Below are 26,205 nucleotides of genomic sequence, written 5' to 3' on the forward strand. Positions count from 1 at the left end.
TTCTGTTTATATAAGCCTAGCCCTGCAGCCAGCGGGCTGCATCCTTGGCAAAATAAGTAATAATAATATCCGCGCCGGCCCGCTTCATGCCGGTCAGCATTTCCAGCACGACCGCTTTCTCGTCGATCCAGCCCTGCTGCGCAGCAGCCTTGACCATGGAATATTCACCGCTGACGTTATACGCCACCAGAGGCAGATCAAACTGGTCGCGGATCGTGCGGATGACGTCCAGATAAGCCAGCGCCGGCTTGACCATCAGCATGTCCGCGCCTTCCAGCACATCGGAATCCGCTTCGCGGATGGCTTCCCGCAGGTTGGCGGGGTCCATCTGGTAGGTCTTGCGGTCGCCGAACTGCGGCGCCGAATCGGCAGCCTCGCGGAAGGGGCCGTAGAAGGCCGACGCATATTTTACCGAATAGGACATAATCGGAATATGCTCAAAGCCGTTCTCATCCAGCCCCGTACGAATGGCCTGCACAAAGCCGTCCATCATGTTGGAGGGGGCGATGATATCCGCGCCGGCCTGCGCCTGGGAAACCGCCGTCTTCACCAGCAGCTCCAGCGAAGGGTCGTTAATGACATCCCCATGCACCTTGCCGTCCACAACATGCGTATGCACCATGCCGCAATGGCCGTGGTCCGTGAACTCGCACAGACAAGTGTCGGCCACCACCAGCAGCTCCGGATACCATTCTTTAATCAGCCGTGTCGCTTCCTGCACAATGCCGTCTTCGGCAAAAGCAGAGGAACCGACAGCGTCCTTCGTCTCCGGAATCCCGAAGAGCAGGACAGCCGGAATCCCCAGCGCCGCAATCTCGTCGACCTCCGCTTTCAGCGTGTCCAGCGAGAAATGATACACTCCCGGCATGGAGCCGATCTCATTTTTCACACCTGTTCCGTAAGTCACAAATATCGGCTGGATGAAATCCAGCTTATTCAGTACCGTCTCGCGCACCATACCGCGGATTCCGGCCGTACCGCGCAAACGGCGGTGCCGTATGATAGGAAAACCCATGTTGTATATCCTCCCGATTATATTTTGCAGGCAGTTGTCGGGTGAACCCGCGTCCTTGCCTGCTTAACCCTGCAATATCAGGCACGCTGCCCGGGAGCGGCTACAGACATTAGCTGCATTTGCTGCAACTATACACAGCTGATTCCGCCGGGCCAGCCTCTGCTTTATTGCAGTTTCTACAGCTAATATGAACATAAACGGCCGTTTTTCTTCCATCAGGCCAAATTAGCTGCACAGATTATATCTATCTTACCCCGCAGCGCCAAAGCGCCTAACAGTTGTACAATTTACACTTATCCTGTTCGTTCCTTTATTTCAGCCGGGTTTCTGCATTCCAGCGGCAGAGCTCATGGATCAGACCATCAATGGTGGCTTCCTCCGCAAGCAGCCCCGGCGTAAAGCCAGCCTCAACGGCCGTCTGTTCCGTGAGCGGGCCAATGCAGGCGATCTTGATATCTGCAAGCAGCGTCATCGGATCTTCCAGCCCCATGCGGTTCAGAATTTCTATGAAGTTGCGTACGGTTGAGGAGCTGGTAAAAGTAATCGCATGAATCCGTTTCTCCTCCAGCAGCCGCAGCAGCTCTATATCATCCTCGCCGGTAACCACTGTCTCATACGTATCTATCTCCGTGACCTCAAGCCCCAGCTCGCGGAGCTTGTCCGGCAGCCACTCCCGCGCCAGATCGCCGCGCGGCAGGAGCACCTTCTGGCCCGGCAGCAGCTCGCTGCCGAAGGCCTCGATCAGCCCTTCCGCCTGGAAGCGGGCGGGCAGCTCACCAGCCACCAGCCCGCGCCCCGCCAGCGCCGCGGCTGTGGCCGGGCCCACCGCGCCGATGCGCGCGCGGTGCAAGCCCCGGATGTCCACCTTCTGCTCCGCCAGGTGGCGCCAGAAGAACTCCACGCCGTTCACACTCGTGAAGAATACCCAATCGAAGCCCGGCAGCTTGCCGAGCGCTTCGGTGATGGCGGCCTTCTTCCCGGCGTCCTCCGGCATGACCGTCTCAATTACCGGGAACTCGTACGGCTCCCCGCCGAGCTCCTCGATCAGCTCCACCAGCTCGCTGGCCTGGCTGCGGGCCCTTGTCACCACGATGCGCTTGCCGAACAGCGGCAGCGCCTCCGCCCACATCAGCAGCTCGCGCTGGCGAACCACCTCGCCGACAACGATGACGGCCGGCGGCTGGAAATCCGCCGCCTTGACCTTGGCCTCGATGTCGGACAGCGTACCCGTCAGCGTCTCCTGGTCTGCGCGCGTGCCCCAGCGCACCAGCGCCACCGGAGTTTCCGGGGGCCGCCCGTGTTTGATCAGCTGCTCGCTTATGTAACCGACTTTGGCGACGCCCATCAGGAACACCAGCGTTCCCGTGGCATTCGTCACCTTGTCCCAGTGGATCGAATGATCCAGCTTATCCGGGCTTTCATGGCCCGTGATGATCGACAGGGAGGAAGCCAGCTCCCGGTGCGTGACCGGAATGCCGGCATAGGCCGGTACGCTGATCGCCGAGGTGATGCCCGGAACGATCTCATACGGGATGCCGTGGCGGCGCAGCAGCTCCGCCTCTTCGCCGACCCGGCCGAAGATCGTCGGGTCACCGCCCTTCAGCCGCACTACCGTCTTGCCTTCCAGCGCCAGATCCGCCAGCAGCTGGTTGATATCCTCCTGCTTCATCGTATGGCGGTCCGTGGTTTTGCCGACATATATTTTTTGACCGCCGGGCTTCATCCACTTCAGCAGCCGCGGACTGGCCAGCCGGTCGTAGACCAGCACATCGGCCTTGCGGATGCACTCCATCCCCTTGATTGTAATCAGCTTCGCGTCTCCCGGACCTGCCCCTACCAGGTATACCTTCCCCTTCATCCCACTCATCCCACTCATCCCAATCATCCCCTTACATCTGCCAAAATCTTCTCCGCACCTCTGGCGATCAGCTTCCCCGCTACCTCCTGGCCGAGCTTCACCGGGTCACCGCCCGTGCAGGTCTCCTTGAGAATTACCGATCCGTCCGGCGTGCCGACCATACCGGTCAACGTGATGCTGTGCGCTGCCGATGTCCCGCCGGCGCCTGCCGCAAGTACTGCAAACGCACCGATCGGCACCTGGCAGCCGCCGTTCAGCGTGCCCAGGAACGAGCGCTCCGCCGCGACGGTCAGCGCGGTCTGCTCATCGTTGTAGAGCTGCAGCAGCTGCAGCAGCGCGGTGTCATCCGCGCGGCATTCAATGCCCAGCGCCCCCTGGCCGACCGCCGGAATGCAGCTCTCCTGCGGCAGGTAGGCCGTGATCTTATCCTGCCAGCCCATGCGGGAGAGTCCCGCCGCCGCAAGCAGGATGGCGTCGTATTCGCCGTCCTCCAGCTTGCGCAGGCGCGAGTCGATATTGCCGCGCACCGGGCGGATCGTAAGATCCGGCCGCAGCGCGGCCAGCTGGCTGGAGCGGCGCAGACTGCTGGTGCCCACGACGGCGCCCTGCGGGAGCTCCTCCAGCGGCACGCCGCCGCGGGAGATCAGACAATCGCGCGGGTCCATGCGCTTCGGCACCGCACCGTTTACGAGCCCCTCGGGCAGCTCGGACGGCATATCCTTCATGCTGTGCACGGCCATGTCAATCTCTCCGGCAAGCATCGCCTGTTCGATTTCTTTGACGAACAGTCCTTTGCCTCCGACCTTGGACAAGGTCACGTCCAGGATACGGTCGCCTTTGGTGACGATTTTTTGCACCTCAAAGGTGAAGCCGAAGCCATGCTCCGCACTTAGCCGCTCCAGGTCGGCAATCACCTGCCCGGTCTGTGTAAGGGCCAGCGCGCTTTGCCTGCTGCCAACTATAATTTTACGCATCATTATCTTATCCTCCCGTAACTCCGTCTGCTTTGCTTCTACCAGCACACCTTGCCGCCATCGCGCGGTCACCCTTTAATATGTACAACTTTAACACGAAGAACATGCCCGTGACTGTTACAGGTCCTGTTCACTGCCAGTTCTGGTCGTTAATTGTTACTCGACTCTGTTCACTACCCGCTTCCGTTCCTTACATTTCAGTTCCACTGTCCGTTCCTGTTCATTACCCGTTTCTTCCCTCAGTTCTTACTCTTCCCGGTTGGCCGCGATCCACGCCGTAATCTCCGCATCGCTCCAGCCGGTAAATGTGCCCTGCTTCATCTCGGCCAGTATATCCAGCTTCACGAGCTTTCGCAGCAGCCGCGCGCGGTGTGCGGGCGAAGACTCCCGCCGTTTGATCTCGCCGCGCAGCTCGTGCAGGAAATCGAGGTAGGGCTCGTATTCCTCGCCCAATATTTCCGCCAGCCGCTCGGTGATTTGCACCGCGGCTGCAGGTCCCGCGCCCGCCGTTGACACGGCGACGGTCAGCCTCCCCCGGCGCAGTACCGCCGGGGTAATGAAGCTGCCAGCCTCGGCATGGCTGGCCACATTCACCGGGACGCCCCGCTCGCGTGCCTCGCGGGCTACCGCCTCATTAACCGCCGCATCGCTGCTCGCGGCGTACACAAGGGCCGCTCCCCGGACATCTCCGGGAGCGTACCCCCGGCTGACCCAGGTCACAGCGCCGTCCCCGGCCAGCTGCTCCAGCCGCCCCGTCAGCCCGGGGCTGACAACCACTAAGGCTGCTCCGCTTCCCAGCAGCCCCTCAACCTTGCGCTCCGCCACCGTACCGCCGCCAATCACTACAACCCGGCAATGCTCCAGGTCGAGCATAATCGGCACTAACCTTGTCATTTCGGCTCCACTCCGCTCCCGCCTGTAGTTCTGCCGCCGCATTACAGCCATAAACACTTATCCATCGCCGCAACATCCGCATGAAAGCCTCATTAACAGCAGATTAGCCGCATCCTGATTTCTGGATGGTTAACGCAAATTGCACAGAAACAGGCAACAGCCCGCTATATCCAACTCCACTCAGACGTGATGAATGATAGGCAACCCCTGTTCCCACAGCATAGGTTAGTTGGAAAATCGCCACTTAATTTTACCTGTATGGAGATAATCATCAACTTAGTTGGATAACCGCCACTTAATATGGACGAAAGTCGATCCTTACCCAAATATCGGCCCAATTAAGTGGCCAAAATCGAATTAGATGTCTGAAATCCGTAAAAACAGCCAAATTAGTGTGCGAAAATCGAACTAACTGTATTGGCTATTAAAGTTTACATCAATCTCAGCCGTTTTGGAGTGCTATAGATTTGGGCCTGCCAGATACTGCCGATCCTCCAGCTCCGCAAGCCCCGATCTACTCCTATTTTACTTTTTTGTGCTCAGCTTAATAGTTACGTATGCTCACTCACCGTTCTACTGTTCTTATATTATAAGCTGCTTACCACGTTACTGTATCACTTTGATTCACTTCCGGTTAGCCACTTAACTCTCGCCTGTATCGCCCAAGTTACTCTACCATCACCCACAGGCGGTTAGCATGCTATTGTAATGATCCACACGCCGCTTTCCAGTTACTGTAATATCACCTTAATTCACTAACAAGTTTGCCACGTAACCCTCGCAGGCATCGCCCACTTACCACGTTACTCTACCATCACCCACAGACGGTTAGCATGTTATTGTAATCACCCACATGACGCTTCCCAACGTTACTGTATCACCTTAATCCACTACCCGGTTAGCCACATAACTCTCGCCTGCATCGCCCAGGTCTACCGCTTCCAGCTCCACCTTACTCCCGGTCTTCATTTCTCGCAAGTAATGTCCGCTCCGGAGCTTTATTTACCACATGCTCACGACCGTCTCCAAGCCTTCCTTGACAGCAGTCACATCTGTCTCTTGCTTTCATTTCCCGGGACTCACGGCCGCCTCCGGACCTTCATTTTACTGCAAGACACGTTCGTCTCCCAGCCTTCCTTACTGCAAGACACAACCATCTCCCGGCCCTCACTACCGCAAGCCACATCCGTCCCCCGCTCTTCACCCGCCCCAGCCGTGGAAATCCGAGAACGAGTTCAACAGGAAATTCAGAATCAGGAAGGCATAGCCGGCAATCGCCCAGCGGGCCATTGCGCTGCCGCCGTAGCGTCCAAGGCGCCTGAGCACCATATAGGTTATGTAGATTCCAAGCGCAATAAGGGTGGTGAGCACTTTGGTATCCTGAAACAGCGGCGTCCGTCCTTCCGAGAGGATTGAAACGCCGGCCAGGACAAGGGAAAGAATCAGCAGCGGAACACCCGTATATACGGCTGTGCCCGAGTACTTATCCATCGTCTCCAGACTGGGCAGACGGCGAATTCGGTCATCCCATTTCTTAATCTTCAGCCTGCGGTGCAGGAATAGGTACATTATCGCAAATACGGTGGCCAGTGTCAGTGCGCCAAAGCTCAAATTGGCCAAAATCACATGCAGCGCCAGCCAGCCGTGCACGGCACTCCAGCTCTGCAGCGTATGGTCCTCCGCCGTCAGCCATACCCGGTTGAGCAGAAATACGCTGAAGCCCGCCACACTCAGCAGCAGCAGCGTAAATTCTCCGCCCCGGGTGAACGACACGGCCAGCGAAGTCAGCACAATGATAAAGGAGAACCAGAACAGGAAATCATACGGCGTAAAAATCGGCAGTCCGCCCTCCTGCCCGAAACGGATGGCCAGACCGGCCATCTGCAGCAGCCCCACAACAGCAAGAAGCCCTGTGCCCAGCCGCTTACCGCCCGGATTGCGCTTCAGGCAATCCGAGAAAACAAACAGCAGGCTCAGGGCGTATAGCAGCAGAGCGGTATCATATATTCTGTCCAGCAGCCCCATCCCGGGTCACCCGCCGAGTACGCCGGCAGGCGCAAACACCGTCTTGGGCACGGTGAACTCGCTGACGGACGGACGCTCCTGGATTCCGGACTGAACAGGGGAAGAACTTCCGCCTTCCTGACCGGAGTCCATCAGCTCCTGGAGCGCAAAAATTTGCGTAAAATAATCAAGCGCCTCATTGCCCTGCTTCCCGCCGGACAGCTCCTTGATAACATTGATCGGGTCATGGAGCATCTGGTTGACTACACTTTTCATCAGGCGGCCGATGACTTTGCGCTGGTGCTCATCCAGCTCGGGCAGCTTCTTGAACAGGCTGTCGAGCGTATCCTCATAAATTCCGTTCGATTTATCCTGCAGGGCGCGGATCACGGGACGTACGCCGAGCGTCTTCAACCACAGCTGGAAATCGTCCATTTCTTCGGCAATCATAACGTCAATCTTGGCCGCCTCGCTGCGGCGCATCTCCAGATTGCTCTCCACAATGCCTTCCAGATCGTCGATATCGTACAGGAACACGCCCTGTACCTGGGCCGCACCCGGATCAATATTGCGCGGAACCGCAATGTCGATCATAAAGAGCGGACGCGAAGGCCGGCGCTTCATGCTGACTGCTACCTGATCCGCCGTCAGCACGTAGCCGGTGGCCCCGGTCGAGCTGATCACAATATCCACCTCTTCGAGATGCTTCAGCGCATCCTCAAGGGTGCTCGGCGTTCCCGAGAACTTCTCGGCCAGCTCCGCCGCGCGCGACAGCGTTCGGTTGGCGACAATGACTTCCGCCGCTCCGCTGGTGTACAGATGCTTGACGGTCAGCTCGCTCATTTTGCCGGCGCCGAGAATCAGCACCTTTTTGCCGGTAAACGCCCCGAAAATCCGCTTGCCCAGCTCCACCGCCGCATAGCTGACCGACACCGCGCTTTCGCCGATGGAAGTCTCACTGTGCGCCCGCTTGCCGAGCGTTACCGCCTGCTTGAACAGCCGGTTGAACCACGTTCCGGTGGCGCCTTCCGCCTGGGCCGTCAGGAATGCATTCCGGACCTGTCCCAAAATCTGCGTCTCGCCAATTACCATGGAATCCAGACCGCAGGTCACGCGGAAGAGGTGGGCTATCGCCTGTTCATCTTCGTATATATACATATGCTGTGCGAAATGTTCGCTCTTGACATGAAACCACTGCTCCAGGAAATTGCGGATGAAATATCCGCACATATGCAGCCGGTCCACGACCACATAAATTTCCGTACGGTTGCAGGTGGCAACCAGAACCCCTTCAAGCACGCTCTTGGTGTTCATGAGCTGGTGGAGCGCTGCGGGCAGATCCTGTTCCGCAAAAGCAAATTGCTCTCTCACTTCCACGGGTGCCGTCCGGTAATTCAGGCCAACGACGATGATATGCATCGCTAGTTCACCATCCTAATCTCTATTCATTGCTGCAGCAATTTCTACTATTAAAAATATATCCTAAACATAAATTCCCCAATTACTGTGTTAAGTATATCACATGAAAATGCAGCTTCTTGCAAAACCTTTGAACTCTTTTTGACATCTAGATAAGAATTATTATAATTAAAAAACTGTAAAAGTGCCACGGTTTATCTTGGGTTATTTCTAAAATATTTATGAATTTACCGGTCCGCTAATCTACCGCTTCTCGGATTCCCCGGATAAATTCCCCTTCCACTATACATAATATAGGGAATTGAACAAGGGAGGAATTGACATGAACAAGCCGGATGGCCGGCTGTGGATTGCCGCTTTGGGCGGCGTATATGAAATCGGCAAGAACATGTATCTCGTGCAGTATGCCGACGATATCATCGTCATTGACTGCGGTTCCAAATTCCCTGATGAAAGCCTGCTCGGCATTGATCTGATCATTCCGGACGTGGCTTATCTGCTGAACAACCTGGACAAGGTACGGGCATTGATCGTGACCCACGGGCATGAAGATCATATCGGCGGCATCCCCTATCTGCTGAAGCAGCTCAACCTGCCCGTCTATGCTTCCCGCCTGACGCTGGGCCTGATCGAGACCAAGCTGAAGGAGCACGGACTGCTTCGGCAGACCAGCCTGCATCCCATTAACGGCGACTCGGAGCTCAGCTTCGGCGAGATCACGGTTTCCTTCTTCAATACGAACCATAGCATCCCGGATTGTCTGGGCGTGGTGTTCGATACACCGGAAGGGGCGGTTGTGCATACGGGCGATTTCAAATTCGATATGACCCCGGTCAACCGCCAGTATCCGGATATTCATAAAATGGCCGAGATCGGCAAAAAGGGCGTAAGGTTCCTGCTCTCGGAGAGCACCAACGCCGAACGCCCTGGCTTTACCCCCTCGGAGCGGCTGGTCGGCGAGCATATGGAGGAGGCTTTTCAAAAAGCGGAGCGGCGGATCTTTGTGTCTACCTTCGCCTCCAATGTACACCGGCTGCAGCAGATCGTCGATGCCGCCGGACACACCGGCCGCAAGCTGGCGCTGCTCGGCCGCAGTATGGTGAACGTGGTCGGCGTCGCCCAGGAGCTCGGCTATCTGCGCATCCCTGAAGGGATGCTGGTTGAGCCGCAGGAAGCGGGCAAGCTGCCGCCGGAGCAGGTTGCTGTGCTATGCACCGGCAGCCAGGGCGAGCCGATGGCCGCGCTATCCCGGCTCTCCACCTCCAGCAACCGGCAGATGGAGATCGGCGCCGGTGATACCGTACTCATCGCCGCGAACCCCATTCCGGGCAACGAGCGCAACGTCTCGCGCGTCGTCGATAACCTCTACCTGCTGGGCGCAAGAGTGATCTATGGCTCGCGCAGCGAGCTGCATGTCTCCGGCCACGGCAGCCAGGAGGAGCTGAAGCTGATGCTGACTCTGATGAAGCCGGAATACTTCATCCCGATTCATGGAGAGTACCGGATGCTGCATCACCATAGCCTGCTGGCCGAAGCGGTCGGTGTAAACCCGGACAACATCTTCATTCTGAAGAATGGCGATATTGTCGAATCAAGTAGCGGGAACGTCCGGCAATCGGGCCGGATTCCCGCCGGTCAGATCCTCGTCGACGGCCTTGGCATCGGGGATATCGGCAATGTGGTGCTCCGTGACCGCCGCCAGCTGTCCGCCGACGGCATCCTGATTACCGTCGTCACGCTAAGCCAGGCCGACGGGCGGCTGCTGAACGAGCCGGACACCATCTCCCGCGGGTTCGTCTTCGTCCGCAACTCCGATACGCTGATCAGCGAGATCAATCAACTCGTCACCCAGACCCTGCAGCAGATGAGCGAAGCCGACCTCGGCCAATGGAGCATCATCAAGCAGACGATCAAGGACGTGCTGGGTAAATTCCTCTACGACCGCACCAAGCGGCGGCCGATGATTTTGCCGATTATTATTGAGGTGTAGGCGGCCAAGCCGAATGTATGCGAATAATCAGAAACAATGTGCATCGCGAAGGGGAATGGGCTAAATGTATACGATAAACACGTAGGGACGCAGCAAGAGAGCTAACGGGATATTCTCGTCAGCTCTTTTTGTTTGTATCCGATAACACTCCTCGGATTCACACTCCCCACATTTTTTTATCTATATAAGTTGAACTTAAGATTAGCCTGAATAAGGCCGGAAAGTGAATTAAGTTATGGACTTCCGTCCACTGTTATTCCCGATCCCCAGATGAATACCGCTAGTTGCTGTTGAATTCGCTGGCAGCAGGCTCTGTCCGGCTCTGTTTAGGTATGATGAACGAAAAGAACCCCTAATCAACAAGGATAAATGTATTTCGTACAACTATTTGTTAGGTATCCATCCATCTTTGAAGGATAGATGTATTTTGTGCAACTAAAATCAGCATATTGGGATCAAACTGCCTTAAAGCAAGAAAATAGATGTACGAAATGCAACTATAGTCGGGAAACGGCCTGTTTAGGTGGATATAGTTGTACAAACTGCAATTAGCAGCTTAGCAGCGGGTAGTGAGGTCATTAAGAGCAATAGCTGCTGTCGCCTTTAGTCATGGGTGCTCTTGGCCTTCCTCATCTATTTTATTGATTTGACCTGTGTGGAGGATAATCACGATCTACCTTTCAGCAGCTTAAAACGATGACAGCCCGCGCTTCGCCTATCAGCTTTTACTGCAGAAAGCCATCAGTCGGAGGCCGAAACCGCAACAAGCGTATAAATCAAGAAATCTACGGACGGGAAGCGACCGGAAGTCTAAATGTTTTCTTGCGTCACGGCTAATCCCAACACAACAATCTTTAGTTCAATCCATCTATACTGTCAACGATGAGACTGGCCTATTGTTTCGGTAAAGTAAATAAACATGACACCAAATAAAGGATTGACACATAATATTGACAATGTTAGCATATAAAAAATGATCAAGAGTCATTATATCTGACATGAATTCAGGTGTTCAATCGGGTCTACAATGCCATACGTAACATACGCGTAATATTTCATTCAACTACATACCTCTTGTATAAGCTCATTAATTTGGTTTGAGCGTTTCTACAGGCAACCGTAAATTGCCCCAGGCTACAAGAGGCACACAAGTCTTTACAGCATCTGTTCTGATCGAGCCATGCCTTGGCATAGCTCGGACTGGGCGGGTCCTGAATGCTTGTCCGTGCCTCTTGCGCCCGGGGTTTTTTATATTTAATAAGCATAAGGAGTGAGGAGCATGAGCACCCAAGTCGGCAAGTTAAGCCAATCCATCAGCAGCGCCAAAAGCGTGCGCATCCACAAAGACAAGGACACCGTATACGACTTTAAGCTGTATCCTTTTGGAGAGCGGGGCACCTACATTGAGCCTGAGCTGATCAGCGAAATTACTGAACGTCTGGCGGCGGATATCGAGGACCGCTTTCCTGCCTTTGATTACATCGTCTCGCCGGAGCCGGGTGGGCACACCTGGGGCATGCTTGCCGCCTACAGGCTGGGGAAGCCGATGAATATTTTGCGGCTCAGCACAGAGCTGTACGACAACTATGAAGTATGTATCAAGCGCGAGACTGCTTATAACGAGAACTATATTTATTTCGACGGCTTTAAGGCCGGAGACCGCGTACTGCTGCTGGACGATGTCATTAGCTCCGGCGCGACGATCCGCTGTATTGCCCGGCAGTTTGCGGATATGGGCGTAGAGCTGGTCGGCGTGCAAGCCATATTAGCCAAAGGCGAGCACTACAGGAAGCTGGAAGCGGACCTGCAGGTTCCGGTGGTTTTTTTGTCCGGCGTGTGAGAAGCTTTGAGCCTTCAGCAAATTGAATCTCATACGTTTTGATTCTCATTAGCTTGAAGCTTTAACTAACTTCGTTCCCTCGATCAGACTAGTTTTAAATATGACTTGTTCTTAGTTCAGAATTGTTATCCTTCTATTCAATTGTATTTCCTCATCTTAGATCTTACATCTGTTTCTCTTTCATCCCATTAATTCTTTCATCACTTTAATCTATCATTACCACAGCTGTTTCAGCGCCTTGTCTCTTCATCATTCCGCCGTGTCTGCTTTTCGACTTTCACTTAAGGATGTGACCACCATCATGGCTTATTACTATGACCAACCCTCACGGACGTTCAGCGAATTCCTGCTCGTCCCGAACCTTACCACCAAGGAATGCGTGCCCGGCAATGTCGATCTGCGCACCCCTGTAACCAAATTCCGGCGCGGTGAGACCCCGGCGCTCAGCATGAATATCCCTTTTACATCCGCAGTAATGCAGGCTGTATCCGATCATAACCTGGCCATTGCCCTGGCCAAGAACGGCGGCATCTCCTTTATCTATGGCTCCCAGTCGGTGGAGCAGCAGGTCGAGATGGTGAAGCGGGCCAAGAAATTCAAAGCCGGCTTCGTCATCAGTGATTCCAACCTCCGTCCGGAGGACACCCTGCAGGATGTGCTGGCCCTGAAAAAATGCAGCGGCCACTCCACCATCGCCATTACCGATAATGGCGAACCGACCGGCAAGCTGATGGGCATCGTCACCAGCCGCGATTACCGCGAGAACCGGCTCCCGCCGGAATGCCCGATTACCGAGTTCATGACCCCCCTCTCCTCACTGATCTATGCCCAGGAGGGCATCACCCTCACTGAAGCCAATGACCTGATCTGGGACCACAAGCTCAATTGTCTGCCGATTGTGAACGCCAGCGGCCATCTCGTCTATCTCGTCTTCCGCAAGGATTACGATAACCATCAGCAATACCCGCTGGAGCTGCATGACAGCAATAAACAGCTTATCGTCGGAGCCGGCATCAATTCCCGTGATTATAAAGAGCGTGTTCCGGCGCTGATCGAAGCGGGAGCGGATGTGCTGTGCATCGACTCCTCTGACGGCTACTCTGAGTGGCAGGCGGAGACCATCGGCTACATTAAAGCAACGTTCGGCGAGAGCGTGAAGGTGGGTGCAGGCAATGTCGTGGATAAAGAAGGCTTCCTGTACCTTGTCGAAGCCGGAGCGGATTTCATTAAAGTGGGCATCGGCGGCGGCTCCATCTGCATCACCCGCGAGCAAAAGGGCATCGGCCGCGGTCAGGCATCCGCCGTCATCGAGGTGGCTGCCGCACGCCAGGAATATTACGAGCAGACCGGCATCTATGTCCCGATCTGCTCCGACGGCGGCATCGTGCATGACTACCACATCGTGCTGGCGCTGGCGATGGGCGCTGACTTCGTCATGCTGGGCCGCTACTTCGCCCGCTTCGACGAGAGCCCCGGCCGCAAGCTGCTCGTGAACGGCAACTTCGTCAAAGAGTACTGGGGCGAGGGCTCCAGCCGGGCCCGCAACTGGCAGCGCTACGACTTCGGCAATGCCGACAAAGAGAGCAAGCTCGAATTCGAGGAAGGCGTTGATTCCTTCATACCGTATGCCGGCCGTCTGAAAGACAACCTCGACCTCAGCATCAGCAAGATCAAATCGACCATGTGCAACTGCGGAGCCTTGTCCATCCCCTCGCTCCAGGAGAACGCGAAGATCACCCTCGTCTCCTCGACCACGATTTACGAAGGCGGTGCGCATGATGTTATACTGAAGGAGAAGGATAGATCGTCCTGATGTGTATAAGCTGACAGGCGCAAGCTGCAGGTAGAGGAACAAAGGGTATTCATCCCTTCTCCCCGACAATCCTGCATCGGTAACTTCAGCTGCAACTGCACGCATGTTCAGTGACGATTTTACTCTAAGACATCTCCAAGGAGCGTTTATTATGACCGCATTACGCAACACCCTCGTCACTCAGGAAGAATTGCAGCAGGCTGTTAAGAAGCTGGGCGCGGCCATTTCCCGCGATTATGCCGGCCAGGAGCTGGTGCTTGTCGGCATTCTCAAAGGCGCGGCCGTCTTTATGGCCGATCTGATGCGTGAGATCTCTTTTCCCGTAACTATCGACTTTATGTCTGTATCGAGCTACGGCAGCAGCTCCACCACTTCCGGCGTAATTACCATTAAGCAAGACATTGACACGGACATCCGCGGCAAGCACGTCCTGCTGGTCGAGGACCTGATCGATACCGGACTCACCCTGCAGCATCTGAAGGCATTGTTCGCCCTCCGCGAAGCCGCCAGCGTCCGTATTTGCACCATCCTCAGCAAGCCGTCCCGCCGCATCGCCGATATCCCCATCGACTATTGCGGCATCGAGATTCCCGACGAATTCGTCGTCGGCTACGGCCTGGATTACGCGGAGCAATACCGCAATCTGCCGGAGGTATGGGTTGTGGAGACGGATAAGTAAGAGCTTGAGCTTTTGTAAGTAGAGACTTTGCATCCATGCCCTCTGTTCAATATAAGTCTCCATGCTGATCACGCTGAAATCAAGAAAACCGGAACCTTCAAGCTCTCAACCCTGATGGGCCAGAGAACGCGAAGGTTCCGGTTTATTGTTTATCTGCAAGATCTAGCCTGGGATAAGCGTCTTAACTTCCGCTGCGGAAGATGCCTCCTCACAAAATACAACGTCAACCCAATCATCAGCGCATAGTAAGGCACCAAAACAGCTAAGCTGTAATCATTCACATGCCCGGTCAACAGCAAAAAATGTGTACTGGTCAGGAACATGGCCTCTTGAGTTTCTTTAAGATGAAAGTATGGATAGACGAACAGATATATATTCAGGATATACATAAGAATAAGTAAAAAAGTGCTAAGCGAACGCCGGATTGCAAAACTCACCAGCAATAATATTTCAGTGATTATAAACACTAACGTATATAAAGCCACCTTTGATCCCAGTCCGTCATCGGAATAGATTACAAAGAGTGTAGTGGTATCTTTGTTTTGATACATAATATGTGAGAACTCATAATCATAACTCGTTGCCCTCGCAGCAGAGTGGTTTACTGCCATGAGCATATGACTTACAAATATTACAATCATGAAGACGGCCAACACATTAATGATCAGATAGGTTCGGCTATCTTTTGACTCATGCATATGCGTCATCGGTAAGAGTCTCCATCCATTCGTTGGAATAAGGAATACTTATGATTGTATAGACATGAGTCTTATTCTGAAGCGATACACATCACATTTACTTACGCCTTCATTGTAGCTGCTACGTTAACGCTCCCCGCTGTTTACCTTGTTCCGCTTTCGCTTCGTCTGGAAATAAGCCAGTCCCCAGATGACCGCCACAAGCGGGATGAAAATATATAATGGGAGGGAAAGATCTTTACCGGTGATCATAGACGCAACCGACCAAACGACGAGGACAGCCGAGTAATAAATAAACATTCTGCCAAAAGTACTCACATCCTGCACCTCCCCCAGCTGATTTCAACCCCTCACCACTCCGTTAACATACGAGGAAATCCGAAGCCCCATATCAGCAGGCCGATGATGATCATAAGGCCACCGGCTATTCTCGCCATCACCAGCGGCAACCCCCGATCATGCTCAGACCTCTTCACAGAACCGAACTTAGTTGTATTTATCGTCACCTTTTTCATTTGCACAAAATAAAGCCCCATTGCCACAAAGAACACTCCCGCCAGCACTCGCAAAACCATCATCTAAACTCACCTTCCCTTCTTCTTCGTATTCATCGCCATATAATAGGAAGAACCCCCACCAGTAGGCCGTACAGCGTATATAGAATTTTCCACTTCAACGTTTTCTCATCGAACAGCAGCCACACAACTGCCGGGATACCGAGTCCTGTGAACAGGCCAACAAATTGCGCTTGAGCTTTGATCGACATACTATCCTTCCAGTATTTTTCTGATAATATCTAATAACCAGATTTCGCCGATAAAACCATCTCCCCTCAGTTCAGTAAAGCAAAGTCTGGCCATTGTACATCCACGCAAAAAAACGGAACCTCCGCCAGAAATCAAGCAAGGTTCCGTTTTTATATTGAATGGTTTGGTTGCTGCGCACACTTTAAGCCACAGTTACAACACGCCTCTGCGGGTTTAAATGTAATGTATAGATAATATTTTAGAGAACGGCGGTGATGCAGCAATGGGTGTCCTTCTCAATATGGCGATCGGCGGTATCCTGAACGGGGTTCTCAACCTGGCCTTCCCTAACTTTATGGCCAAAATACGTCCATATCTCATCACACATCCTGTACCCGAAGATCCGGCTTACCATATCCAGAGGGGCTAAAATGAGCCTGACAATCGGCTTGTCATGTCTTATCTTTTATGTAATATTCCGCTTAATGTAAGCCTCGCTCACTCCTTGACTTCAATCCCGAAATAATAGGATGCTGAATTCCGCTCCTCCCACACCGCTTCCAGAACATACCGGTAATATCCCGGTTCCATGGGAAGAGTGTATCGGTATTGATCCGGTTGACCGATAGATTCCTCTTCACCGTCCGCATCCGTAATCTTTAACCAGAACTCATCCGGCTCATGGAGAACTTAATCCGAAGAACAGCACCTGGAGCCGCAGACATCGCCTGCTCTTGCACCATGCCATAAAACACATCCGGATGAACCGGATCTGCGCAGATCCCCTCCGTCTTCGTACCAAACCAGCAAGAACTGCCACCAACATAATCGACGTTCTGTCGCTGTACCGAAATCTTCGGTTGCACTGGCTCATCGGGTAAAGTTTGCGGCTCCACGCACCCAGCTATCAGGAGAAATAAGAAGGCAACGCAGATAAGGATGAAGGACTTTGTCATAGACACGCTCCCGTAAAAAAACCTCTAGACTAGGAGTAATAGGAATCGCTCGCCTGCTGCACCTTATCGGGATTCGGTAAATCTCCTTTATGTAGCAGCTTACGCCGCTTAGACCCAAACTTGACCCATACCCGGTTATCATCATCACGAAAAAAGCGAATTTGAACCCACTTCAGTGGTGTCCATATTTCTTTAAAATAATAATTAGGCATAGGACCTCACTCCCTAAATAATGTAATAGAGATATCACCCATTATAGACCTAAGTATCGATTTTGTTTGTCGTTTGGTGTACCAGGCGTACGAAATTAATACATCAATTCGAAAGTTTACCAGCCTACCGCTCCCTCTCTCTTTCTCTGCTCGACTGATAGAACGCCAGCCCCCACATGAGAATCAGGAGCGGGATGAAGATATACCACGGCAAGTAAACCGTCTCCCCAATTACGAAAGAAATGACCAAGAGTATCGCTACTACAATGATTGAATACAGCATACCGCGCCCAAACGTTTTCACATCCATTAATCTTCGTGGGTTACTTCCAACTATTACTCTAAATATTTGAAGGTAACCAACCTAGAACATGGACATTCAAAAAAATCGGCCTCTTTCAGTCTCGGCAATTACCACCAGAAACCAAAAGATACCGATTTAAAAAATCTTCTGTGTTAATTTGCGCTAGTTTTAAGTTGCATAAATATTCCCGGATTCAGCTGGCTGGCTTGATTCGATCTGTAAGAGGCTTCATTCACTATCAAAAGTACCGGTAATATCCGAATCGGCAATAGATTTATCATATCTGCATAATTCATGACTAAACTTGAACAACAAAATCCTTAGTAGTTAGGCAATTCAATTGTTTAACCAAAATTCGGAAAAACAAAAGACATATAAACCTTAGTACAGATCTTTTAAAATTTCAACTGTTTTTGAAATCCCTTCTTCAAGTTTAATTTGTGCTTTCCATCCTAAAAGTTCAATTTTAGTAGAGTTTAGTATAGCATTATTGATAATTGAATAACCAGCCTTTTCAGAAGATTCTGGGATTTCGTTTATAATCTTTAAAGAATACATTTTAGCAATAGTTTCAGCTAATTCTCTTATAGATACACCAGTAGAGTTGTTAGATATATTGTAAGCTTGACCGGATTCGCCAACGAGAAGGATTGATAATATAGCTCCAACAGCGTCCGATACATAACAATATGAGCGTTTCTGCAATCCTTTACTTTTTAAAACAATATCATTACCAGAAACTGCACTTCTTATAAATTGAGCAATAACTCTACTATCAGTTTTTAACATAGTAGGACCATAAACATGACAAAGCCTTGCAACTACCACATCTAGTTGATGTTGCTTAACATAACTCGCACACAACGTCTCAGCAGCTCTTTTACTTTCAGGGTAGCATGAACGTGGATTGGTAGGGTTTATATAGCCGTAACTATCTTCGGATAAATTAACAACGTTCCCAAGATTCTCACCATAAACCTCACCTGTAGAAAGAAATAATGTTCTTACTTTGTTTTGTGATAACGCATATTTTAATAAATTATTCATACCATTTATATTTGCCAACATTGTTCCAATTGGATCATTAGAGAAACTTAGTGGATCTGCGTTGCTCGCTCCATGAATTATATAATCAATTGATGTATCTTTTATAGAAAAAAATTCGCCTACATTTTGTTCAAGAATGATGAATTTTTTGTTCTTTATATATCTATCAAAACGCTTTTCAGCTTTTATTTGATTTCTAGCAGTTATAATAACTCTAATGTTGCTTTTATATATTTCATTTCGATACATTAATACATCAACTAAAAATGAGCATATTAATCCAGTGGCCCCTGTGATTAAGACTGTTTTATTGGTTAATTCCGACCATGGTATGCATAGTTTTAAAGTATTTTCAACATCTTCTTCATATATATTAGAATACAGCATTCAATAATCATCACCTTGTTATGTTTATTTTAACCAGGTATCTTTAGTTGAAATAAGTATTGATTTGAATATTTCAATATCTTCGGTTCTTGTTATTTTAATATTCTTTTCTGAGCCAGAAGAAAAATAAACTTCTTTACCTAACTCAACCATTAATGAACACGTTGCGAGTGAGTTATTTATCCCTCTTTTTCCTGCTTCCTCATGAGCCAATATTAACTCAGATAGTTTAAATACTTGAGGGGTTTGAGTTCTCATTAATTCTTCTCTAGGAATAGCTTCTTTGGAAGCTATATTATTTGTAGACTTTAAAATAACCTCTGTACATGGAATAGCTGTAACAGCATTCCCATACTTTCTGCACGTAACAATAGAGTCAGAAATAATATCTAAAGATACTAATGCACGATTTCCGTCATGAATCAAAATAATATTATCTTCGTCAATATGTTGTTTAAGGATATCTAATCCGTTCTTTATCGACTGTTGTCCATTTTCTCCACCCTTAACAATCCATTTTAGCTTTGTTATGTTAAACTGTTTGGAATATGCACGAAGTATCTCTTCCCATCCTTCTAAACATACTACTGCAATAGAATCAATGTCCGGATGTTTTTCAAAAGCTTCTAATGTATAAATTATTACTGGTTTATCATATACGTTTAAGAATTGCTTTGGAATATCTTGTTTCATTCTTTGGCCACTACCACCAGCAATAATTAATGCAGTATTCATATTATTCACTCCAAAAGTTAGTTAGTTTTATTTCCAGAATGCTTTATATCTATGATGACTCACCCTATTATTTTCAGGGGGGAGTTTCATATAGTCTCCATATAAGTTTTTGAGATACTTTTCATAATAAACAGGTACATAAAAAAAATCATCTTCAAATCTCATCTTTTTTAATTCAGTACAATATTTTTTCTCGATACGTTCTTTCCTTCCATAACCAGCAACTGAAACTGCAACAAAGTCAGAATCCTCATAGATATATTTACTCGAAAATCTATCGATTTTTTTGAGTATCCACTCGTAACCCATGGTAATTAAAAAGAATTTGCTTAAAATTTTCAAAGGCATTTTCTTTGAATCTTTCTTATAGTTATGTATGATAAGTAATCTAATGTTCTGATAGATTTTCATTTTTTTAAAGAATTTGTCAGAATCTTTTATAGTACTCGGTAAACCATCCATAGGAAAGACATCAATATATACGCCTATTGATTTGTTTGAAATATCGTTTTCAATAAGTTCTGTTCTGTTATCAATAACTTTAGCAAATGAATACATATATTCCTTACTATTATACATTGATAACACTTCTAGTTGATCCCCGATACCACCCTTAGATAACTGCAGAAATTTCATATAATCACTTCTCGGCATGATGATATCAATATCATCATCCCAAGGAATAAAACCCTCATGTCTCACTGCACCGAGAAGAGTTCCACCTGCCAGAAAATATTTAAGATCGTGTAACTCACAGAAATTATGAACATGCTTTAATATACTTAATTCAATTTTTTTCATTTCCTCAAGCTCAATAATTTTCATTAGTGTTCCTCCTTTTCCTATTTTTTAATAAAGTAATTATTTTTTTTATCTCCATTCTAAAATCGATAGCAACTAATATAAAAGTACAAATAAAAGCTGATAAAACCATTGAATTGTTCGCCTTAATATAAACAATAATAGAAACACCAACCAAAATAATACTATAAATTAAAAATTTAAAATTAATTTTAAAATTAATATTACGTAACAAAATTAATGATCTTATTATTATCGTGACTAAAAAACCGATTATAAGTGAAATACTTGCTCCATTTACACCAAATTTATCTATCAAAGGTTTTATTAAAAGAGCATTAACAACAGCACCAGAAATGGTTGAAATTAAAATTATTTTCGTTTTCATAATATTTCCGAATATTGTCCCCAAAAAATTACTCAAAATACTCAGCATTGCACCCATTAAATATAAAGGAATGTAATTTTTTGCCGATTCGTATGAAAAATCAATGATTAACGGAAATAAAAAATATATAAACGATAAAATAAGTACTGTTGAATATGTCATAACTTTAAAATATAAATTAAATGCTTGTGAAAAAAACACTCCTTTTTGAGAATCTGAGCCTTTTTTTGAAAATGCAACTTCTTGCCAAGCAAGCGAGAAGCACATAGAGACCATTGTAAGTATGGATCCTATTCTACTCGCTACAGAATATAATCCATTTTCATAAGTACTTAAAAAAGTTGTAATAGCGACTCTATTATAACCCGTTAATAACCAAAAACTAAGAGAATTAATACATAGAGGAGCAGCAAAAAGAAACATTTTCTTCATTAACTCTTTATCAATAATTTTAACTGAAAATCTTTTAATTACTTTAACTGAGTATTCTAAATATAAAACTTGAAACAGAATTGAAATTATACCTGCTATATAAATAGACGAGGAATCCATCCCAAAGCCAACTATAAGTAAGATGTTTACTATGGCAGAAATAAAAGTGGAAATTAAACCTGAGATGGCATATGTTAAATTTTTTCCGAGACCTCTAGTAATAGAGGTGTAAAAACTTTGCAATGTCAGAGTAATACCATACAAAAGTATCCATTCAAAAAATCTTATATTATAAAAATAATTGAAACAAATTAATACTATAATATATAAAAACAAACTTAATAAATAAATTAGTCCTCCACTATAAATAGGTTTATATTTATTATTCTCATCCTCATACATAAATCTTAATACAGCATTCCAAATATCAAAAAAAAGAACAGACGTAGCAATCGATAAATATGCTATAGAAACGTCATAATATCCGTAATCTGAAGGTTGTAAATATTTGGTGTACACTGGAAGTAAAACAATCAAAATTACCTTTGATAGTACATTTCCCACAAAGTATAAAGCACTTGACTTTAAAAAACTTTTTATTTCATCCATTATTTTCCCGCATTTCTGTTTTAATAGAACCCTTTAATTTTTAATTTTAGTTTCATAATCGACAATAGTAATTTAAAACTTCTCAAACCATTATTAAATTTAAAACCTGATAAGTGAACTTCATATTTTTCGTAGTATCCCCGCACTAAATCCATTGATATTTTTTTATTTATTGCTAAATTTAAACGATAGGTTATTAATGCTGGCAGCCTGTATTTTGTTATTTCGGGTACATCTTTCCCCTCATTCTGTTTACTAAAGTCAATTATATTCATTAAGGATAAATAATCACTATCAATTTTGTTGATAGAAAACTTCGATAGTTTACTTACATCCTCTTCTACAACATAGTTCGTCAAATGCCTTTTAACATAACTTATACTATTAGCTTTTATTATACATTTACTTATAAACTCCACATCTTCTCCCCAAGATAAACTGGAATTAAAAGAGAGACTATTCTCTATAAGAAGTTTTTTACTTATGACCCAGCATGATATATGGGTTTTTAATTTCCCCAACAAATACAATTGAAGTACATTTGCTTTATGGAACACTATTTTTTCTTTTTTTTTCTTCTCGTAATCTTTGTAACTATAATAACCGCAATAGCATAGATCAGAATTATCATTGAATATTCTATTAGTCATTTCAAGCAAAAAATCCTGCTCATAAAAATCATCTGAATCTAAAAATGCAATGTATTTACCAGAGGCTAAACTTATACCGTAATTTCTGGCGTTAGAAACACCCAAATTCTCTTGAGAGTAAATCCTCATTCGAGAGTCTTTATCACAATAATTTTGGACTACACTCGCCGTTTCATCTGTACTACCGTCATTAATAATGATGACTTCAAAATCTATAAAGCTTTGTTTAATCAATGATTCTAAGGCCATTGAAATTGACCGTTCTCTATTATAAACAGGAATAATGACAGATATATTCGGCTGCATTAACAACTTCCTTTCTTCTCTTCAAACTCCATTAGAATCAGTTTAATAAAAACCGCTCCCAATAAAATTGCCCCTGATTTCATACTCTCCCCTTTATAGTTTGATAAAAGCAAGATAAGTACCAAGGAAATTGACATCAATGATTCGATTAGTTTATTAGAATCTTTCATTTTTTTTCCTATCTTCAATAAAAAGCTTAGGATACACGAGTAGAGAATAGTAATATATATAATTCCTCCCATGAACATATCGTTCACATAACCAATGTCTGACGGACGCTTCCCATGTATTGGACCATTCTCTCCAAATACTCTGTAACCTTCACCCCAGATTATTCCCAATCCTTTTGGCCAATATAGCATAGTATTTAAAAGAACTTCATAATTCCCACTATATTCATTTGTGATTAATAATGCTAAAGAATCTTCTATCCCACCTATAATCCAGTTATAAGTATTAGGGGATGCAACTTTTATAATTAATATTATTAAGAAAACCACTATAACAAAAATGACTACGTATGAAAGAATCTTTCCAATGGATCTACCTCTTAGCAAAAGTAGAATAACTGTACAAATAAACCCCACAGCAAAAACAATTAATCCAGTTCTTCCATTCAATAGAATAGCAATAAGAAGAAAGGGTACATAATATAAAAAACGATAATTTTTCAACATTGCATATATACATGCCAAGACAGCCAGTATTCCATGGAATACTGGTGTAAAAAAAGTGTAATCCCCGCTTATACCATATATCCTATTTGCTGAAATAAAGACATTTTCCTCTCTACCGTTATAATATAATTCTAAAGCTATATCTCGGAATCCAGGGACAAATAGCATAATGATACACATAATCCCTTGGACAAGCCCAAGATTCAATAGAAATATAATAGCCTTTTCTTGTGTATAGCTCTTTTTCTTTAATAGATATACAATAAAGTTAATATGAATTATTTGTATAATAATAAAATTATTTTGAAGTATTCTCATTTCATTACCACTAATATAAGCACGTATGCTAAAAAACATACTTGCAACCATTATCCCTAAACAAAGCGTAAATATTTTTTTATTTATCTTAAAGTTACCTTTTAAAAGTAATAGTAAAATAAATATTACTCCTAAACCCAAGATATAATGACTTCTTATCCCTAATACTTCTTTTAATTCAGGCATATAAATTACAAAAAAGGCATAAATATATATTAATAATAGAGAATTTTTTTTATCAATTCTTGTTTTCAAGATTTTTCCCCCACTAATATAAATATCTTCTATCTTTCGTGTAAATTAATTAACTCCCTATACATCGATACGTATCTGTCCACCATTTCCCCCAAACTGAATTGAGTAGATTTGGTCATTAAACTTTCAACTTTTTTTTGTGTAATCTCTTCATTTTTCAAAAAAAACTCAATTTTTTCCGAAAGTTTTTTAAAATCACCAACTTCAAATAGTAAATCTTTATCACCTATAACCTCCCGAAGCCCATCTACATTGGATCCAAGCACGAGTTTTCCAGCAGCCATGCCCTCAACAGCAGCTAAACCAAACCCTTCCCAATTAGAAGACAGAACAAGTAAGTCTATTGACTTTAGGATTTTAGCAACATCATTTCTATAACCTAAAAAATGAACTCTTTCACTAATATGAAGCTCAGTAGCTAGAGATAAACTTTCCTCTTGCAAAGGCCCCTCCCCTACTAAAACTAAGTATATATTAGAGGATAGTAAATTAACGGCTTTAATTAAAGTCTTTTGATCCTTCTCATGGGAAAATCTACCAATCATACCAATCAAAATATTATCATCAGTCAATTTTGGATTAAATTCAGATTTATTATAAGGAACAGCATTTGTATATTTACTTAAATCAATACCATTTTCTATCACTTCAAACTTACTATGCTCATTTTCTTTTGTAATAATCCACTCAGTCAAGTTTACTTGGGCCTTATCACTTATTGAAATCACTTTTTTGTATTTAGAGTAAATGAAACTATCTAATAATCTAAAATATATTTTTTCACGTCTTCTATTAAAAGTACTGTGTTCTGTTGTAACTAACTTAGGCTTTTTACTAATTAACTCAACAGCGAGAACTGTCCAGTATTGAGATGGGAATAAATGAGTATGTACAATATCATATCTCCCCTTTTTAATAAAGCCTCGGATATATAGAATATTCAACGGATTTCTTGGTTTACGTAAAGGGACAATATTAATTTTAATATTTTTTTTCTTAAGTTCCGCTTCGTAAATATTATCACTATCTGTGAGCAACAATAAATCAATTTCAATCCCATCAATTTTATTTATTCTAGGCAATGTCTGCTCTAATAGTTTTTCTGCTCCACCCGATCCTAAGTTATTAATTATATGTAGTATTTTCAACTTAACTCTCCCAAATTTCTGATTTTCTAACTTTATAACCATTTGGATTCTTAAGTTGCCATCTCCAAGCATCTTCACACATTTCTTCTATACTCTTCATTGCTCTCCAATTTAGTTCGACTTCTGCTTTTGATGGATTCGAATAGCAGATAGCAGTATCACCAGGTCTTCTGTCAACGACCCTATAATTAATCTTAGCTTTCGTCTCTTCTTCAAAAACTGAAACTAACTCCATAACACTGTAACCTCTGCCTGTTCCAAGATTAAAAATTGATACACCACTACTAGAATCAATATATTCAATTGCCTTAATATGGCCTCTAGCAACATCAACTACATGAATAAAGTCTCTTACTCCTGTACCATCCTTAGTTGGATAATCATTTCCATAGATTTTCAACTCTTCTAACTTCCCTACCGCTACTTGAGTAATATATGGAAGAAGATTATTTGGGATACCGTCAGGGTCCTCACCAATCTCTCCACTTTTATGAGCACCAATCGGATTAAAATATCTAAGGATAGATATATTCCAAGTATTATCAGAAATATATAAGTCTCGTAATATTTGTTCTATAATCAATTTGGTTTGACCATAGGGATTAGTAGCTTTTAAATCTGCTTCTTCATCTAATGCACCCATAGCAGGTGTATATACAGTAGCCGAAGAACTAAAAACTAATTTTTTCACATTAAATTTATTCATTACTTTCAATAATACCAGAGTTCCACTTAGATTATTTGTATAATACATTAGAGGATTTTCAACTGATTCGCTAACTGATTTATACCCCGCAAAATGAATAACTGATTCAATCTTTCTTTTTTTAAATAATTCTTCCAAATCACTTTCACATAGTAAATCTATTTGATAAAATTCTATCTTCTTTCCTGTTATCTTCTCGACTCTATCTAATGCGACCTTACTACTGTTATATAAATTATCTATTACTATAACTTCAAAATTAGCATTTATTAATTCTACACAAGTATGACTTCCAATGTAACCTGCTCCCCCAGTTACTAAAACTCTCATTTCTTAACCTCTTT

General features: G+C 45.8%; 23 protein-coding genes and 1 riboswitch. Of the genes, 4 read left to right on the forward strand and 19 right to left on the reverse strand.

Features of this window, described 5'->3' with window-relative positions:
• Positions 1-16: 16 nt before the first annotated feature.
• The 6 genes from hemB to hemA form a co-directional block, all read right to left on the reverse strand.
• Positions 17-1,015 (reverse strand): porphobilinogen synthase, encoded by a 999-nt coding sequence (hemB, locus tag F1379_RS10960; RefSeq protein ID WP_150269391.1) that lies wholly within the window; start codon positions 1,013-1,015, stop codon positions 17-19.
• Positions 1,016-1,325: 310 nt separating this feature from the next.
• Positions 1,326-2,873 (reverse strand): uroporphyrinogen-III C-methyltransferase, encoded by a 1,548-nt coding sequence (gene cobA / locus F1379_RS10965; protein ID WP_150269790.1) that lies wholly within the window; start codon positions 2,871-2,873, stop codon positions 1,326-1,328.
• A gap of 23 nt (positions 2,874-2,896) precedes the next feature.
• Complete coding sequence (gene hemC, locus F1379_RS10970; RefSeq protein ID WP_150269792.1) at positions 2,897-3,847, reverse strand: hydroxymethylbilane synthase; 951 nt, start codon at positions 3,845-3,847, stop codon at positions 2,897-2,899.
• 246 nt (positions 3,848-4,093) lie between these two features.
• Positions 4,094-4,741: a precorrin-2 dehydrogenase/sirohydrochlorin ferrochelatase family protein gene (locus F1379_RS10975; protein ID WP_150269393.1), complete on the reverse strand. Its 648-nt coding sequence runs from the start codon at positions 4,739-4,741 to the stop codon at positions 4,094-4,096.
• Positions 4,742-5,941: 1,200 nt separating this feature from the next.
• A complete protein-coding gene (gene ccsA, locus F1379_RS10980; protein ID WP_150269395.1) occupies positions 5,942-6,766 on the reverse strand; it encodes a cytochrome c biogenesis protein CcsA in 825 nt (274 codons plus the stop codon).
• A 6-nt stretch (positions 6,767-6,772) separates the two neighbouring features.
• A complete protein-coding gene (hemA, locus tag F1379_RS10985; protein WP_150269397.1) occupies positions 6,773-8,164 on the reverse strand; it encodes a glutamyl-tRNA reductase in 1,392 nt (463 codons plus the stop codon).
• Between the two features lie 322 nt (positions 8,165-8,486).
• Between hemA and F1379_RS10990 the strand changes: the two genes are divergently transcribed.
• Positions 8,487-10,154 carry a ribonuclease J gene (locus F1379_RS10990; RefSeq protein ID WP_150269400.1) on the forward strand — a complete coding sequence of 556 codons (1,668 nt, stop codon included), beginning with the start codon at positions 8,487-8,489 and terminating at the stop codon, positions 10,152-10,154.
• Positions 10,155-10,214: 60 nt separating this feature from the next.
• Here the strand turns inward: F1379_RS10990 and F1379_RS30695 are convergent, their stop codons facing one another.
• Complete coding sequence (locus F1379_RS30695; RefSeq protein ID WP_150269794.1) at positions 10,215-10,334, reverse strand: hypothetical protein; 120 nt, start codon at positions 10,332-10,334, stop codon at positions 10,215-10,217.
• Between the two features lie 874 nt (positions 10,335-11,208).
• Positions 11,209-11,311, forward strand: a riboswitch (purine riboswitch).
• A 122-nt stretch (positions 11,312-11,433) separates the two neighbouring features.
• On the opposite strand from F1379_RS30695, the gene F1379_RS11000 reads away from it, so the two are divergent.
• From F1379_RS11000 to hpt, 3 genes are all read left to right on the forward strand, one after another.
• Positions 11,434-11,994: a phosphoribosyltransferase gene (locus tag F1379_RS11000; protein ID WP_150269402.1), complete on the forward strand. Its 561-nt coding sequence runs from the start codon at positions 11,434-11,436 to the stop codon at positions 11,992-11,994.
• A 301-nt stretch (positions 11,995-12,295) separates the two neighbouring features.
• The gene (locus F1379_RS11005) at positions 12,296-13,807 is read left to right on the forward strand and encodes an IMP dehydrogenase (protein WP_150269404.1); all 1,512 of its coding nucleotides are present in this window, start codon (positions 12,296-12,298) and stop codon (positions 13,805-13,807) included.
• A gap of 148 nt (positions 13,808-13,955) precedes the next feature.
• Entirely contained in the window at positions 13,956-14,486 is a 531-nt protein-coding gene (hpt, locus tag F1379_RS11010) for a hypoxanthine phosphoribosyltransferase (RefSeq protein ID WP_476739481.1), read from the forward strand.
• 149 nt (positions 14,487-14,635) lie between these two features.
• Here hpt and F1379_RS11015 read toward each other — a convergent pair whose 3' ends face one another.
• The 12 genes from F1379_RS11015 to galE form a co-directional block, all read right to left on the reverse strand.
• Positions 14,636-15,193 carry a hypothetical protein gene (locus tag F1379_RS11015; RefSeq protein ID WP_150269408.1) on the reverse strand — a complete coding sequence of 186 codons (558 nt, stop codon included), beginning with the start codon at positions 15,191-15,193 and terminating at the stop codon, positions 14,636-14,638.
• A gap of 117 nt (positions 15,194-15,310) precedes the next feature.
• Entirely contained in the window at positions 15,311-15,502 is a 192-nt protein-coding gene (locus tag F1379_RS11020) for a hypothetical protein (RefSeq protein ID WP_150269411.1), read from the reverse strand.
• 32 nt (positions 15,503-15,534) lie between these two features.
• A complete protein-coding gene (locus tag F1379_RS11025) occupies positions 15,535-15,762 on the reverse strand; it encodes a hypothetical protein (RefSeq protein WP_150269413.1) in 228 nt (75 codons plus the stop codon).
• 827 nt (positions 15,763-16,589) lie between these two features.
• Positions 16,590-16,886 (reverse strand): hypothetical protein, encoded by a 297-nt coding sequence (locus F1379_RS11030; protein ID WP_150269415.1) that lies wholly within the window; start codon positions 16,884-16,886, stop codon positions 16,590-16,592.
• An 897-nt stretch (positions 16,887-17,783) separates the two neighbouring features.
• Complete coding sequence (locus F1379_RS11040) at positions 17,784-18,836, reverse strand: NAD-dependent epimerase/dehydratase family protein (RefSeq protein WP_150269420.1); 1,053 nt, start codon at positions 18,834-18,836, stop codon at positions 17,784-17,786.
• Between the two features lie 24 nt (positions 18,837-18,860).
• The gene (locus F1379_RS11045) at positions 18,861-19,571 is read right to left on the reverse strand and encodes an IspD/TarI family cytidylyltransferase (protein ID WP_150269422.1); all 711 of its coding nucleotides are present in this window, start codon (positions 19,569-19,571) and stop codon (positions 18,861-18,863) included.
• 27 nt (positions 19,572-19,598) lie between these two features.
• Entirely contained in the window at positions 19,599-20,396 is a 798-nt protein-coding gene (locus tag F1379_RS11050) for a LicD family protein (RefSeq protein WP_150269424.1), read from the reverse strand.
• On the reverse strand, positions 20,383-21,801 hold the full coding sequence (locus F1379_RS11055) for an oligosaccharide flippase family protein (RefSeq protein ID WP_150269426.1): 1,419 nt from the start codon (positions 21,799-21,801) through the stop codon (positions 20,383-20,385). Before F1379_RS11055 ends, F1379_RS11050 begins: the two co-directional genes overlap by 14 nt.
• Before the next feature lie 20 nt (positions 21,802-21,821).
• Entirely contained in the window at positions 21,822-22,757 is a 936-nt protein-coding gene (locus tag F1379_RS11060) for a glycosyltransferase family 2 protein (protein WP_150269428.1), read from the reverse strand.
• The gene (locus tag F1379_RS11065; RefSeq protein ID WP_150269431.1) at positions 22,757-24,007 is read right to left on the reverse strand and encodes a hypothetical protein; all 1,251 of its coding nucleotides are present in this window, start codon (positions 24,005-24,007) and stop codon (positions 22,757-22,759) included. Before F1379_RS11065 ends, F1379_RS11060 begins: the two co-directional genes overlap by 1 nt.
• Before the next feature lie 29 nt (positions 24,008-24,036).
• The gene (locus F1379_RS11070; RefSeq protein WP_162551124.1) at positions 24,037-25,155 is read right to left on the reverse strand and encodes a glycosyltransferase; all 1,119 of its coding nucleotides are present in this window, start codon (positions 25,153-25,155) and stop codon (positions 24,037-24,039) included.
• 1 nt (position 25,156) lies between these two features.
• Complete coding sequence (gene galE / locus F1379_RS11075; RefSeq protein WP_150269435.1) at positions 25,157-26,191, reverse strand: UDP-glucose 4-epimerase GalE; 1,035 nt, start codon at positions 26,189-26,191, stop codon at positions 25,157-25,159.
• Between the last annotated feature and the right edge of the window lie 14 nt (positions 26,192-26,205).

The organism is Paenibacillus tepidiphilus (assembly GCF_008635795.1).
Taxonomy (GTDB): domain Bacteria; phylum Bacillota; class Bacilli; order Paenibacillales; family Paenibacillaceae; genus Paenibacillus_AQ; species Paenibacillus_AQ tepidiphilus.